The sequence below is a fragment of the Methylophilus sp. 13 genome, from assembly GCF_015354335.1.
In the GTDB taxonomy this organism is placed as follows: domain Bacteria; phylum Pseudomonadota; class Gammaproteobacteria; order Burkholderiales; family Methylophilaceae; genus Methylophilus; species Methylophilus glucosoxydans.
Map to the genome: position 1 here is coordinate 295,585 of NZ_JADKYR010000003.1, position 14,170 is coordinate 309,754.

Annotated in this window: 16 protein-coding genes; all 16 read right to left on the reverse strand. The window is 49.1% G+C overall.

The genetic code is table 11. The features are described from left to right. Nucleotides 1–207 precede the first annotated feature (207 nt). Nucleotides 208–465: a 30S ribosomal protein S17 gene (gene rpsQ / locus INP77_RS09170; protein WP_275356359.1), complete on the reverse strand. Its 258-nt coding sequence runs from the start codon at nt 463–465 to the stop codon at nt 208–210. Continuing rightward, nucleotides 462–656: a 50S ribosomal protein L29 gene (gene rpmC / locus INP77_RS09175; RefSeq protein WP_194748729.1), complete on the reverse strand. Its 195-nt coding sequence runs from the start codon at nt 654–656 to the stop codon at nt 462–464. Before rpmC ends, rpsQ begins: the two co-directional genes overlap by 4 nt. Nucleotides 657–667: 11 nt before the next feature. Next, nucleotides 668–1,084, reverse strand: a complete 417-nt coding sequence (gene rplP / locus INP77_RS09180) for a 50S ribosomal protein L16 (protein WP_055827127.1) — start codon at nt 1,082–1,084, stop codon at nt 668–670. Beyond that, the gene (gene rpsC / locus INP77_RS09185; protein ID WP_194748730.1) at nt 1,068–1,784 is read right to left on the reverse strand and encodes a 30S ribosomal protein S3; all 717 of its coding nucleotides are present in this window, start codon (nt 1,782–1,784) and stop codon (nt 1,068–1,070) included. The genes rplP and rpsC overlap by 17 nt, the downstream gene beginning before the upstream one ends. A gap of 1 nt (nt 1,785) precedes the next feature. After that, on the reverse strand, nt 1,786–2,124 hold the full coding sequence (rplV, locus tag INP77_RS09190; protein ID WP_194748731.1) for a 50S ribosomal protein L22: 339 nt from the start codon (nt 2,122–2,124) through the stop codon (nt 1,786–1,788). Nucleotides 2,125–2,134: 10 nt separating this feature from the next. Next, entirely contained in the window at nt 2,135–2,410 is a 276-nt protein-coding gene (gene rpsS / locus INP77_RS09195) for a 30S ribosomal protein S19 (RefSeq protein WP_018986275.1), read from the reverse strand. Between the two features lie 5 nt (nt 2,411–2,415). Beyond that, nucleotides 2,416–3,249 (reverse strand): 50S ribosomal protein L2, encoded by an 834-nt coding sequence (rplB, locus tag INP77_RS09200; RefSeq protein WP_194748732.1) that lies wholly within the window; start codon nt 3,247–3,249, stop codon nt 2,416–2,418. An 11-nt stretch (nt 3,250–3,260) separates the two neighbouring features. After that, the gene (gene rplW, locus INP77_RS09205; protein WP_018986277.1) at nt 3,261–3,575 is read right to left on the reverse strand and encodes a 50S ribosomal protein L23; all 315 of its coding nucleotides are present in this window, start codon (nt 3,573–3,575) and stop codon (nt 3,261–3,263) included. Continuing rightward, the gene (gene rplD / locus INP77_RS09210) at nt 3,572–4,198 is read right to left on the reverse strand and encodes a 50S ribosomal protein L4 (RefSeq protein ID WP_194748733.1); all 627 of its coding nucleotides are present in this window, start codon (nt 4,196–4,198) and stop codon (nt 3,572–3,574) included. The genes rplW and rplD overlap by 4 nt, the downstream gene beginning before the upstream one ends. After that, nucleotides 4,198–4,848 (reverse strand): 50S ribosomal protein L3, encoded by a 651-nt coding sequence (gene rplC / locus INP77_RS09215; protein WP_049637763.1) that lies wholly within the window; start codon nt 4,846–4,848, stop codon nt 4,198–4,200. The genes rplD and rplC overlap by 1 nt, the downstream gene beginning before the upstream one ends. Nucleotides 4,849–4,985: 137 nt before the next feature. Then, nucleotides 4,986–5,294 (reverse strand): 30S ribosomal protein S10, encoded by a 309-nt coding sequence (gene rpsJ, locus INP77_RS09220; protein WP_018986280.1) that lies wholly within the window; start codon nt 5,292–5,294, stop codon nt 4,986–4,988. Nucleotides 5,295–5,352: 58 nt separating this feature from the next. Beyond that, nucleotides 5,353–6,543, reverse strand: a complete 1,191-nt coding sequence (gene tuf / locus INP77_RS09225) for an elongation factor Tu (protein WP_194748734.1) — start codon at nt 6,541–6,543, stop codon at nt 5,353–5,355. Nucleotides 6,544–6,579: 36 nt separating this feature from the next. Next, entirely contained in the window at nt 6,580–8,673 is a 2,094-nt protein-coding gene (gene fusA / locus INP77_RS09230; protein ID WP_194748735.1) for an elongation factor G, read from the reverse strand. 55 nt (nt 8,674–8,728) lie between these two features. Continuing rightward, complete coding sequence (gene rpsG / locus INP77_RS09235) at nt 8,729–9,199, reverse strand: 30S ribosomal protein S7 (protein ID WP_194748736.1); 471 nt, start codon at nt 9,197–9,199, stop codon at nt 8,729–8,731. Between the two features lie 98 nt (nt 9,200–9,297). Next, on the reverse strand, nt 9,298–9,681 hold the full coding sequence (gene rpsL / locus INP77_RS09240; protein ID WP_194748737.1) for a 30S ribosomal protein S12: 384 nt from the start codon (nt 9,679–9,681) through the stop codon (nt 9,298–9,300). Nucleotides 9,682–9,888: 207 nt separating this feature from the next. Further along, on the reverse strand, nt 9,889–14,148 hold the full coding sequence (rpoC, locus tag INP77_RS09245) for a DNA-directed RNA polymerase subunit beta' (protein WP_194748738.1): 4,260 nt from the start codon (nt 14,146–14,148) through the stop codon (nt 9,889–9,891). Nucleotides 14,149–14,170: the final 22 nt, after the last annotated feature.

The window sequence follows — 14,170 nt, forward strand, 5'->3', positions numbered from 1 at the left end:
AATAATCTCCAACTTAATCCGTTATAACCACTACCAGCCGCCCGCTTTTTGAACTTGCGCCCAAAAAACACGTTAAGGCCAATAGACCACGGTCAGTATTGGGGTGCCAGCTACATGCCAACTAAGGCGGGCACCGAAAAGTCCAACATTATACAACCAAAAAAACGCTTATGACAAGCGTTTTTCCGGTTTTATATATTTGAAGCCTTATTTAGCTTCGATTTTGCTTACGATCCAAGTTTTGGTCTTGGAGTATGGGCGGGTTTCTGTGATCGTCACAACATCGCCTTCGTTACATGCATTGTTTTCATCATGTGCATGGAACTTGTTCGATTTCACAACCACTTTACCAATCAAAGGGTGTTTCACTTTACGCTCGACAAGCACAGTCACGGTTTTATCCATCTTGTTGCTTACGACGCGGCCAGTCAAACTGCGTACAACTTTCGCTTTTTCAGTCATCATGCCTGTTTCGCCTTCTCAGCCAGCACGGTCTTGACGCGAGCAACATCTTTGCGCACTTTAGCCAGCTGATCCACTTTGTTCAATTGTTGAGTCGCCAATTGCATACGCAATGAAAACTGCGCACGACGCAACTCTACCAACTCGTTATTGAGCTCATCTGCCGATTTTGCTCTGAATTCTGAAGCTTTCATTTAACTACTCCTTAACTGCCAATTTGACGGGTCATGAATGTAGTTTCAATTGGCAACTTAGCAGCAGCCAATTTGAAAGCTTCGCGAGCCAACTCTTCGCTCACGCCATCCATCTCGTACAACATTTTGCCTGGCTGAATTTGAGCGATGTAGTAATCAACACTACCTTTACCATTACCCATACGCACTTCAGCTGGTTTTTTAGAGATTGGTTGGTCAGGAAACACACGGATCCAAACGCGACCACCACGTTTAATGTGACGAGTCATCACACGACGGGCAGCTTCAATCTGGCGTGCGGTCAAACGACCACGACCAATCGCTTTTAAACCAAATTCACCAAAGCTTACCTTGTTACCAGTAGTCGCAATGCCTTTATTACGACCCTTTTGCATCTTGCGGTATTTCTGTCTAGCTGGTTGCAGCATCTTTAGCCCTCGGCTTTCTTACTTTTTTCTCTGGCTCAGCATCGGCAACCGCAGCATTAGCAGCAGCGTTGTCACCGAAAATCTCGCCTTTGAATACCCAAACTTTAATCCCGATAATACCGTAGGTGGTAGAAGCTTCTGCCACACCATAGTCGATATCAGCACGCAGTGTATGGAGAGGCACACGACCTTCGCGATACCACTCTGTACGTGCAATTTCGATACCGTTCAAACGACCGGAACTCATAATCTTGATGCCTTGTGCACCCAAACGCATTGCATTTTGCATGGCGCGTTTCATGGCACGACGGAACATCACACGCTTTTCCAATTGCTGAGCAATCGACTGTGCGATCAATGTTGCATCTAACTCTGGCTTACGCACTTCTTCAATGTTCAGGTGAACAGGCACGCCCATCAACCCTTGCAGAGTAGAACGTAAAGACTCGATGTCTTCACCTTTTTTACCAATCACAACACCTGGACGGGCACTGTGAATTGTAATTTTTGCGTTTTTAGCCGGACGCTCGATAATAATTTTGCTTACAGCAGCGCTTGCCAGTTTCTTGTTCAAGAACTCACGCACTTTGATGTCGCCTTGCAACATCGCAGGGAAGTTCTGGCTGTTAGAGTACCAACGTGAGGCCCAGTTTTTCTGAACGCTCAAACGGAACCCAATTGGATGAATTTTCTGTCCCATATTATTCCTTTGAGTCACCGACTGTCACATGAATATGACAGGTTGGCTTCGTAATACGACCAGCGCGACCTTTTGCACGTGCACGGATACGCTTCATCACCAAGCCTTTATCGACATAAATTGAAGTCACCTTCAACGTATCGATATCAGCACCATTGTTATGTTCAGCGTTAGCAATAGCTGACTCAACCACTTTTTTGATGATCTCAGCACCACGCTTGGGCGTGAATGCCAAGATATTCAGTGCTTGATCAACTTTTTTGCCACGCACAAGGTCAGCCACCAAACGCGCTTTTTGCGGAGAAAGGTGTACGCCTTTTAAAACTGCAGTCACTTGCATTATCAGCCCCTTACTTCTTCGCTTTTTTATCAGCCGCGTGACCCTTGAATGTGCGTGTCAACGCAAATTCACCGAGCTTGTGACCAACCATGTTTTCAGAAATCAACACAGGCACATGCTGTCTGCCGTTGTGCACTGCGATGGTTAAACCAATGAAATTTGGCAAAACTGTCGAGCGACGTGACCAAGTTTTGATTGGCTTGCGATCGCGACCCGCAACAGCGGTTTCGACTTTCTTCGCCAAATGTGCATCCACAAATGGACCTTTTTTAATAGAACGTGCCATAGCGATTACCTTACATTTCTCGGACGACGACTTACGCGCATGTTATCGGTACGCTTGTTCTTACGAGTACGATAACCCTTAGTTTTCTGACCCCATGGTGACACAGGGTTCATACCGGCAGCAGTACGGCCTTCACCACCACCGTGCGGGTGATCAACCGGGTTCATCACCACACCACGTACGGTTGGACGGATACCACGCCAGCGCATCGCACCAGCTTTACCGATAGACCGCAAAGAATGCTCTTCGTTACCCACTTCACCCAGGGTTGCCTTGCAATCCACGTGCACACGGCGAACTTCACCAGAGCGCAAACGCAACTGAGCATAAGAACCTTCACGCGCCAACAGCTGCACAGAAGTACCGGCTGAACGGGCGATTTGGGCACCTTTACCTGGCTGAATCTCGATGCAGTGAATGGTGCTACCAACTGGAATATTGCGCAGTGGCAAAGCATTACCAGCACGGATAGGCGCTTCAGAGCCGCTCAACAGTTGCGCACCGGCAGCGATGCCACGTGGCGCAATGATGTAACGACGCTCACCATCCGCGTAGCACAACAAAGCAATGTTTGCTGTACGGTTTGGATCGTATTCGATACGTTCAACAGTTGCAGGAATACCATCTTTGTTACGGCGGAAGTCGACAATACGGTAATGCTGCTTATGACCACCACCTTGATGACGAGTGGTAATACGGCCATTATTGTTACGACCTGCGTTCTTGCTTTGACTTTCCAACAGCGGCGCGTAAGGCTTGCCTTTATGCAAATCTGGTGTAATGACTTTCAATACACCGCGACGACCGGGGGAAGTTGGTTTGACTTTAACTAATGCCATGTCTTCTCTCCTTATTCGCCAGCTGCGAAGTTAATTTCTTGACCTGGCTTCAAGCTCACATAAGCTTTTTTCCAGTCACTACGTTTACCCATGCGACGACCAGCGCGCTTCACTTTACCTGCGACATTAATCACAGACACAGAAGCTACTTCGACCTTGAACACCAATTCAACAGCCGCCTTAATTTCTGGCTTGGTCGCATCAGTACGCACTTTAAAAGCAATTTGCTGATGCTTGTCAGCAATGAATGTTGCTTTTTCAGTAATTTGTGGAGCCAAAATCACTTGCAACAAACGATCTTGTGTTTTTGTAGCTGCGGTAATCATGCCAAGATCTCCTCAAGTTTCTTCACAGCACCGGCTGTGACCAAAACGTTAGGGAAACGCACCAGACTTACTGGGTCAGCATATTGCGCTTCAACCACCAATACGTTTGGCAGGTTACGGGAAGACAAGTACAAATTCTCATCAAAACCATCAGTCAACAGCAAAACACCGCCATCGATGCCCAGAGCATTGATTTTCTGTACGAATTGTTTAGTTTTTGGCGTATCTACAGTGAAACTGTCTACCACCTTCAAACGGTCCTGACGGACCAGTTCAGACAAAATCGTCTGCATACCAGCACGGTAAGCCTTACGGTTCACCTTGTGGCTATAGTTTTCGTTAGGGCTGTTTGGGAATGCACGACCACCTCCACGCCAAATCGGGCTGGATGCCATACCGGCACGGGCGTTACCAGTACCTTTTTGTGCATATGGCTTGTGTGTCGTGTGAGCAACAGTAGCACGTGTTTTTTGAGCACGGGTTGCAGTACGGGCGTTTGCCATGTAGGCAACAACCACTTCATGCACCAATGACTCATTAAATTCACGACCGAACGTCACATCAGAGGCATCTACGCCTTTTTTAGCAACCTTGCCGTTTTGATCGATAAGTTTCAATTCCATTATTTAGCCCCTTTCGCTTTGATGGCTGGACGTACAACGACATTGCCACCTTTGGAGCCAGGCACGGAACCTTTAATCAACAACAGGTTACGCTCCACATCTACACGGACGATTTCCAGGTTTTGGGTTGTGACTTTAGCATCACCCAAATGACCAGGCATGCGCTTACCAGGGAATACTCGACCTGGATCCTGCGCCATACCGATAGAACCCGGTACATTGTGCGAACGTGAGTTACCGTGAGATGCACGGTTAGAGGAGAAGTTGTGACGCTTGATCGCACCGGCAAAACCTTTACCGATGGAAGTACCCGTCACATCAACCAACTGACCAACGGAGAAAATGTCTACAGTGACATTGCCACCCACTTGGAAGTTAGCCAATACATCTTCAGCCACATTGAATTCTTTAATACCAGCACCGGCAGCAACGCCAGCCTTGGCATAATGGCCAGTCAACGCTTTGTTGATACGGCTAGCACGACGCTCACCATAAGCAACCTGAAGGCCAGTATAACCATCAGTTGCGACTGTCTTTACTTGTGTCACGCGGTTAGGAATCACTTCCAGCACTGTCACAGGAACGCTTGCGCCTTCTTCTGTAAAAATGCGGGTCATGCCCACCTTGCGACCAATAAGCCCTAAGCTCATGATCAGTTCCTTATAATAGTTAAAGTGAACGATTACAATTGACCGTCCACCGAAGAGCGCGGATTATACCGAACTATTCTTGATTTGACAATAACCTTTTCTTTCGAAAAGGTTATTTCTAATGACAACTTTAAAAATTAAAGCTTGATTTCTACATCTACGCCAGCTGGCAAATCCAATTTCATCAATGCATCTACAGTCTTGTCTGTAGGATCAACGATATCCATCAAACGCTGATGGGTACGGATTTCAAACTGGTCACGGGAGGTTTTGTTCACGTGTGGTGAACGCAGAATGTCAAAGCGTTCGATACGTGTTGGCAATGGCACTGGACCTTTTACAACTGCACCAGTACGTTTCGCAGTATCCACAATTTCCAAAGCAGATTGGTCGATCAAACGATAGTCAAATGCTTTCAGACGGATACGAATTTTTTGAGCTGCCATGTTTTTTCCTTAAAAAGAGCAAAAAGCGGCAGGATACGCCTGCCGCTCATAAAAAGAATTACTCGATGATTTTGGCAACGACGCCAGCACCAACGGTACGACCACCTTCACGAATCGCGAAGCGCAGACCATCTTCCATCGCGATAGGCGCGATCAATGTCACAGTGATAGATACGTTATCACCTGGCATCACCATTTCGGTACCTGCTGGCAATTCAACTGCACCAGTCACGTCAGTGGTACGGAAGTAGAACTGTGGACGGTAGCCGTTGAAGAATGGTGTATGACGACCACCTTCATCTTTACCCAACACGTAGATCTCAGCGGTGAACTTGGTGTGTGGTTTGATAGAACCGGATTTAGCCAGCACTTGACCACGCTCAACTTCTTCACGTTTAGTACCGCGCAGCAGTACGCCTACGTTGTCACCTGCTTGACCTTGGTCCAGCAGTTTACGGAACATTTCAACACCAGTACAGGTGGTTTTCAAGGTTGGCTTCAGACCAACGATTTCGATTTCGTCACCGACTTTAACGATACCACGCTCAACACGGCCGGTTACTACAGTACCACGACCAGAGATAGAGAATACGTCTTCTACTGGCATCAGGAAGGTACCGTCAATGGCACGCTCTGGGGTTGGGATGTAGCTGTCCAATGCGTCAGCCAATGCGAAGATCGCTGGTTCGCCGATTTCTGATTGGTCGCCTTCAAGGGCCAATTTAGCAGAACCTTTGATGATTGGGGTGTCATCACCTGGGAAGTCATACTTGCTCAGCAAGTCACGCACTTCCATTTCAACCAGTTCCAACAACTCAGCGTCGTCAACCATGTCGGCTTTGTTCAGGAATACAACGATGTATGGTACGCCAACCTGACGGGCCAACAGGATGTGCTCACGTGTTTGTGGCATAGGGCCGTCAGCAGCGGAACATACCAGGATCGCGCCGTCCATCTGGGCAGCACCGGTAATCATGTTTTTAACATAGTCGGCGTGGCCTGGGCAGTCAACGTGTGCGTAGTGACGGCTTGCAGTCTCATACTCAACGTGTGCTGTGTTGATGGTAATACCACGTGCTTTTTCTTCTGGTGCCGCGTCAATTTGGTCGTAAGCTTTTGCTTCGCCACCAAATTTCTTGGTCAACACTGTGGTGATCGCCGCTGTCAATGTTGTCTTACCGTGGTCAACGTGACCAATCGTACCAACGTTCACGTGTGGCTTGGTACGTTCAAATTTGCCTTTTGCCATGATGTTTTTCCTTTAATTCAATACTTTAAAAATCAATTATTTTTTGTTGATGATTGCATCAGCAACGTTTTTCGGCGCATCTGCGTAGTGTTTGAATTCCATGCTGTAGGTTGCACGACCTTGTGACAAGGAACGCACGACAGTGGAGTAACCAAACATCTCTGACAGCGGCACTTCAGCTTTAATCGCTTTACCGCCACCAGGCATATCATCCATGCCCTGAATGATGCCACGACGAGATGACAAGTCACCCATCACATCACCCATGTACTCTTCAGGCGTCTCAACTTCAACCGCCATCATTGGCTCCAGCAAGACTGGATCTGCTTTACGCATACCATCTTTGAAACCGATAGAAGCAGCCATCTTGAACGCGTTTTCGTTCGAGTCAACGTCATGGTAGGAACCATCAAACAAGGTCACTTTTACGTCGACCACTGGGAAGCCTGCCAGAACACCTGCTGGAATCGTTTCACGCAACCCTTTGTCCACTGCAGGGATAAATTCACGTGGCACAGTACCGCCTTTAATGGCATCCACAAACTCGTAACCTTTACCAGCCTCATTTGGCTCCATTTTGAGCCATACGTGACCGTACTGACCTTTACCACCGGACTGTTTAACGAATTTACCTTCAACCTCAACCGCTTTACGGATCGCTTCACGGTAAGCCACTTGTGGCGCACCTACGTTGGCTTCAACATTGAATTCACGCTTCATACGGTCAACCAGAATTTCCAGGTGCAATTCGCCCATACCGGAAATAATGGTCTGGCCAGATTCTTCGTCAGAACGCACGCGGAAAGAAGGGTCTTCTTGTGCCAAACGGCCCAATGCCAAGCCCATTTTTTCCTGATCGCTCTTGGTTTTTGGCTCAACAGCCACGTGAATCACTGGCTCAGGGAATACCATGCGCTCAAGGATGATAGGCTTGTCTGGAGAGCACAGAGATTCACCAGTGGTCACTTCTTTCAAACCGATACAGGCTGCAATGTCGCCGGCCAACACTTCATCCACTTCTTCACGGTTATTCGCGTGCATCTGAACGATACGACCGATACGCTCTTTTTTACCCTTCACAGAGTTGAGCACGGTATCACCCTTGTTCAACACACCAGAGTAAACACGGATAAAGGTCAACTGACCGACAAACGGGTCTGTCATCAATTTAAATGCCAGTGCAGAGAACCCCTCTTTGTCATCAGCTTTACGGCTGGCTGGTTTGCCATCATCGTCTTCACCGGTCACATCAGGAATATCTACTGGAGATGGCAGGAACTGAATCACCGCATCCAGCATACGTTGCACGCCTTTGTTTTTAAAGGCAGAACCGCACAGCATCGGCTGAATTTCACCCGCAATGGTACGCGTACGCAGACCAAACACGATGTCCTTCTCTTCCAGATCACCGTTTTCCAGGTATTTGTTCATCAAATCTTCACTGGCTTCTGCCGCAGATTCAACCATCTGCTCGCGCCATTTTTTAGCAGTCTCAACCAGATCAGCCGGAATCTCACCGTAAGTAAATTTCATGCCTTGAGAAGCCTCATCCCAGATGATGGCTTTCATTTTCATGAGATCAACGACGCCAGTGAAAGTATCTTCACGGCCAATTGGGATCACCACAGGCACTGGGCTTGCGCGCAGACGCGTTTTCATCTGCTCAACAACTTTGAAGAAATCGGCACCAGAACGGTCCATTTTGTTCACAAAGGCCAAGCGAGGCACTTTGTATTTGTTGGCCTGACGCCAAACAGTTTCAGATTGTGGTTGCACACCACCTACCGCACAGTACACCATGCAGGCGCCATCCAGCACACGCATGGAACGCTCAACTTCAATCGTGAAGTCTACGTGCCCAGGGGTATCAATAATATTGAATCGATGCTCAGGCAAAGACAGGTCCATGCCTTTCCAGAAACAGGTGGTCGCAGCGGAAGTAATGGTAATCCCACGCTCCTGCTCTTGCTCCATCCAGTCCATGGTCGCTGCACCATCGTGCACCTCACCAATTTTATGGTTCACACCAGTGTAGAACAGAATACGTTCTGTCGTGGTTGTTTTACCTGCGTCAATGTGCGCAGAAATACCAATATTACGGTAGCGTTCAATAGGGGTTTTACGTGCCACGATGCTTTACCTTTGCTATCAATTCAACTAATTATTAAAGAACGAGGTCGTTTAATTAAAAACGGAAGTGTGAGAAAGCCTTGTTGGCTTCTGCCATACGATGAACTTCTTCACGCTTCTTCATTGCGGCGCCGCGGCCTTCTGAGGCTTCAAGCAACTCAGCAGCCAGACGCAAGCCCATGGACTTTTCGCCACGCTTGCGCGCTGCATCACGCAACCAACGCATTGCCAAGGCGCTACGACGGCTAGGACGCACTTCAACAGGCACCTGATAGTTAGCACCACCGACGCGACGGCTTTTCACTTCAACGATAGGGCGCAGATTGTTCAACGCTGTGGTGAATAATTCCAGCGGATCTTTGCCACTCTTGCTGGCTACTTGATCAAATGCACCGTAAACAATACGCTCAGCAACAGATTTCTTACCACCTGTCATCAGTACGTTTACGAATTTGGATACTTCCTGGCTACCAAATTTTGGATCCGGCAAGATATTACGTTTGGGAACTTCTCTACGTCTAGGCATAACTATTCTCTTTCAATTAAATTTTGCTAGCTACAACACTGCAAGGCATTTCAGCCGCTATTAAAAATTGGACCAATGTCCGAAACCAACTTAACAAATTAAGCTTTAGCTTCTTTAGGACGTTTAGCACCGTATTTGGAACGTGACTGTTTACGATCTTTCACACCAGCCGTATCCAAGCTACCGCGCACCATGTGGTAACGCACACCTGGCAAGTCTTTTACACGACCACCGCGAATCAGCACCACAGAGTGCTCTTGCAGGTTATGGCCTTCACCGCCGATGTAGCTAATGACTTCGTAACCGTTAGTCAGGCGCACTTTGGCAACCTTACGCAACGCGGAGTTTGGCTTTTTAGGAGTAGTGGTGTACACACGGGTACATACACCACGCTTTTGTGGACAGGATTCCAGGGCTGGAACCTTGCTCTTGGTTACCACTTTAACGCGTGGTTTACGTACTAACTGATTAATGGTTGGCATTGCCTTAACCTCTTCACCTTAAAAAATCCACCAACTGAGCAGGAAACTCAGGACCGGCGGCATATCAACAATAACACCTTATTGAGACAATAAGGCTATTCTGAGAAACCCAGCATTTTAATAAACGAGTCAAGGGGTGTCAAGCATTATTCATACTTGAACACCCCTTGTTTTATTACCCGGCCTGACGACCGGTAAAGCCTAAAATTACTCGGTCGCGTTGTCGTCCGTTGCGGTTTCTTCAACCACTTCTTCTGGTGCAAACATCGCTTCAGCGGCCAACATCGCTTCTGAAGGCTCAGCGACATTTGGCGTCAATGACGCAATTGCTGCACGCTTGCGAGACTCGTGATACGCCAAACCGGTACCGGCTGGAATCAGACGGCCGACAATCACGTTTTCTTTCAAGCCACGCAGATCGTCGCGTTTGCCCAAGATCGCAGCCTCGGTCAACACTCTTGTCGTTTCCTGGAAGGATGCGGCAGAGATGAAGGAGTCCGTAGACAGCGATGCCTTGGTAATCCCCAGCAATACGTACTCGAATGTTGCCGGACGTTTGTTTTCGGCAATGACGCGTTCGTTTTCAGTCAACAAGTCTGCACGCTCTACCTGCTCACCCGGGATGAAGCTGGTATCACCGGCATCTTGCACTTTCACACGGCGCAACATCTGACGCACAATGACTTCAATGTGCTTGTCGTTAATCTTCACGCCCTGCAAACGATACACGTCTTGCACTTCGTCAATGATATAACGTGCCAGTGCCTCACGACCTTGCAGACGCAAGATGTCTTGCGGATCTGCCGGGCCGTCGACAATCGTTTCACCCTTGGTGACCACTTGACCATCGTGCGCGGTCACGTGCTTGTCCTTGGCAATCAGGAACTCGCTGGTAATACCGTCCAGGTCAGTAATGACCAGACGCTGCTTACCCTTGGTGTCCTTACCAAATGACACAGTACCGGTCACTTCTGCCAGCATGCCGGCATCTTTGGGTGAACGTGCTTCGAACAGCTCAGCCACACGTGGCAGACCCCCGGTAATATCCCGTGTTTTGGAGGATTCTTGCGGGATACGTGCCAGCACTTCACCCACACCCACTTCCTGACCATCTTTCACGGTAATGATACAACCCAGCTGGAAGGTGACGTTTACCGGCGTTTCAGTACCGGCAATTTTCACTTCCACACCATTTGCATCCAGCAATTTCACCTGTGGACGCAAGCCTTTAGTCGAGCCCGCTCTTTGTTTAGGATCAATCACCACCAGTGAGGACAAGCCAGTGACTTCATCCACCTGCTTGGCAACCGTGACGCCTTCTTCAACGTTCTCGAACTTCACGCGACCCGCATACTCGGTAATAATCGGACGAGTATGTGGATCCCAAGTCGCCAAGGCCTGACCCGCTTTAACCGTCTTACCATCATTGATGGTCAGTGTCGCACCGTAAGGCACTTTATGACGCTCACGCTCACGGCCATTGTCGTCAGAAATCACAACCTCACCGTTACGGGAAATCACGATTTGCTCACCACGTGAGTTGGTCACGTAACGCATGGTCGATGTGAAGCCAGCAGTACCGTTAGACTTGCTCTCTACTTGTGACACAGAAGCTGCACGGGATACCGCACCACCAATGTGGAATGTACGCATGGTCAACTGTGTACCAGGCTCACCGATGGACTGTGCCGCAATCACGCCGACAGACTCGCCGATACTGATCAGCTTGCCACGACCCAAGTCACGACCATAACACTTGGCACAAATCCCGTAACGTGTGTCGCAAGTCAGGGCAGTACGCACTTTGACTTCATCAATGCCCAACGCATCAATTTTCTCGACTTCGTCTTCACCCAGCAAAGTACCGGCTGCGAATACCACTTCCTGTGTTTCAGGATGCAAGATATCCAGAGCAGAGGTACGACCCAGGATACGGTCATGCAAGGGCTCAACCACTTCACCGCCTTTAACCAGCGCCTTGGTGACCAAGCCTTCGGTGGTGCCACAATCGGTCTCGGTCACAACCAAGTCTTGTGTCACGTCTACCAGACGGCGTGTCAGGTAACCGGAGTTCGCTGTTTTCAGCGCCGTATCGGCCAGACCCTTACGCGCACCGTGGGTTGAAATAAAGTATTGCAACACGTTCAAGCCATCACGGAAGTTCGCCTTGATCGGCGTTTCAATAATGGAACCATCTGGTTTCGCCATCAGGCCACGCATACCAGCCAGCTGACGCACCTGCGCTGCGGAACCCCGCGCACCGGAGTCGGCCATCATGTAAATCGCGTTAAAGGATTCCTGACGAACAGCTTTACCGTCTTTGGTGACCACGTTGCCGTCAGCGTCCTTGACATCTTCTTCGCGCAACTGCTTCATCATGGCCTCAGCCACTTTGTCACCAGCACGACCCCAGATGTCGACCACCTTGTTGTAACGCTCACCCTGTGTCACCAGACCGGATACATACTGGTCTTCGATCTCTTTCACTTCAGCATCGGCAGCCGCAATCAATTGCTCTTTCTCTGGTGGCACCAACATGTCATTGATGCTGATAGAGATACCGGCTTTGGTTGCGTATGAGTAACCGGTGTACATCAGTTTATCCGCGAAGATCACGGTTTCACGGATGCCTACCTTACGGAAGCTGGCATTGATCAGGCGTGAAATTTCTTTTTTCTTCAGTGCCTTGTCAATGTAGCTGTATGGCATGCCTGGTGGCAGAATTTCAGACAGCAAAGCACGGCCAACGGTGGTGTTATACCGATTGAATTTCTCGGTTTTGTGACCGGTCACATCCATCTCGAACTCACGGATACGCACCGTAATCTTGGCGTGCAAATCGATCAGCCCCTGGTCGTACACACGTTGTACTTCCTTGATGTCACTGAAGATCATACCTTCGCCACGTGCAGCCACTTTTTCGCGAGTCATGTAATACAGACCCAACACGATATCCTGCGAAGGCACAATGATAGGCTCGCCGTTGGCTGGAGACAGTACGTTGTTGGAAGCCAACATCAAGGTGCGGGCTTCCATCTGTGCTTCCAGGCTCAATGGAACGTGTACCGCCATTTGGTCACCGTCAAAGTCAGCGTTAAAGGCTGAACACACCAATGGGTGCAACTGGATCGCTTTACCTTCGATCAGCACGGGCTCAAATGCCTGGATACCCAAACGGTGCAGCGTAGGCGCACGGTTCAACAACACCGGATGCTCGCGGATCACGTCTTCCAGGATATCCCAAACTTCTGGTCCTTCTTCTTCCACTTTCTTCTTGGCAGCCTTGATGGTGGTTGCCAAGCCTAACACTTCCAGCTTGTGGAAAATGAAAGGCTTGAACAATTCCAGCGCCATTTTCTTAGGCAAACCGCACTGATGCAGTTTCAACTGCGGACCGACCACGATCACGGAACGGCCGGAGTAGTCCACACGTTTACCCAACAGGTTTTGACGGAAACGACCGCCTTTACCTTTGATCATGTCAGCCAGTGATTTGAGCGGACGCTTGTTGGCGCCGGTCATCACTTTACCGCGACGACCGTTATCCAGCAGAGAGTCAACAGCCTCTTGCAACATACGTTTTTCGTTACGGACGATGATTTCAGGCGCTTTCAGCTCCAGCAAACGCTTCAAGCGGTTGTTACGGTTGATCACACGGCGATACAGGTCGTTCAGATCCGAGGTCGCAAAGCGGCCACCATCCAGTGGCACCAATGGACGCAGCTCTGGTGGCAACACTGGCAAGATTTCCAGGATCATCCACTCTGGCTTGATGCCAGATTTCTGGAACGCTTCCAGGACTTTCAGACGCTTGGCGATCTTCTTGATTTTGGCTTCAGAGCTGGTCGCGGACAGTTCGCTACGCAATGTTTCAATCTCGCGCTCAATGTCCATGGTGCGCAACAATTCACGCACAGCTTCAGCACCCATCACGGCGTTGAATTCGTCACCGTATTCTTCCACCTTGGCCAGGTAGTCATCTTCAGTCAGCAACTGGCCACGGGTCAGCGGCGTCATGCCTGGATCAATCACGATGAATGCTTCAAAGTACAACACACGTTCGATGTCGCGCAAGGCGATATCCAGCACCATGCCCAAGCGGCTAGGCAAGGATTTCAGGAACCAGATGTGGGCGACAGGTGAGGCCAGCTCGATATGACCCATGCGCTCACGACGCACTTTGCTCAGTGTGACTTCAACGCCACATTTTTCACAAATCACACCGCGGTGTTTCAAACGCTTGTATTTACCGCACAAGCACTCGTAATCTTTGATCGGGCCAAAGATTTTGGAGCAGAACAAACCGTCCCGCTCAGGTTTGAAGGTACGGTAGTTGATGGTTTCTGGCTTTTTCACTTCGCCATAGGACCATGAACGGATTTTTTCAGGTGAAGCCAGCGCGATCTTGATCGCGTCGAACTCTTCTTCTTGCGTAACCTGTTTAAATAAATCTAATAACGCTTTCATAGAGACTCTCCTAATGGCGGGG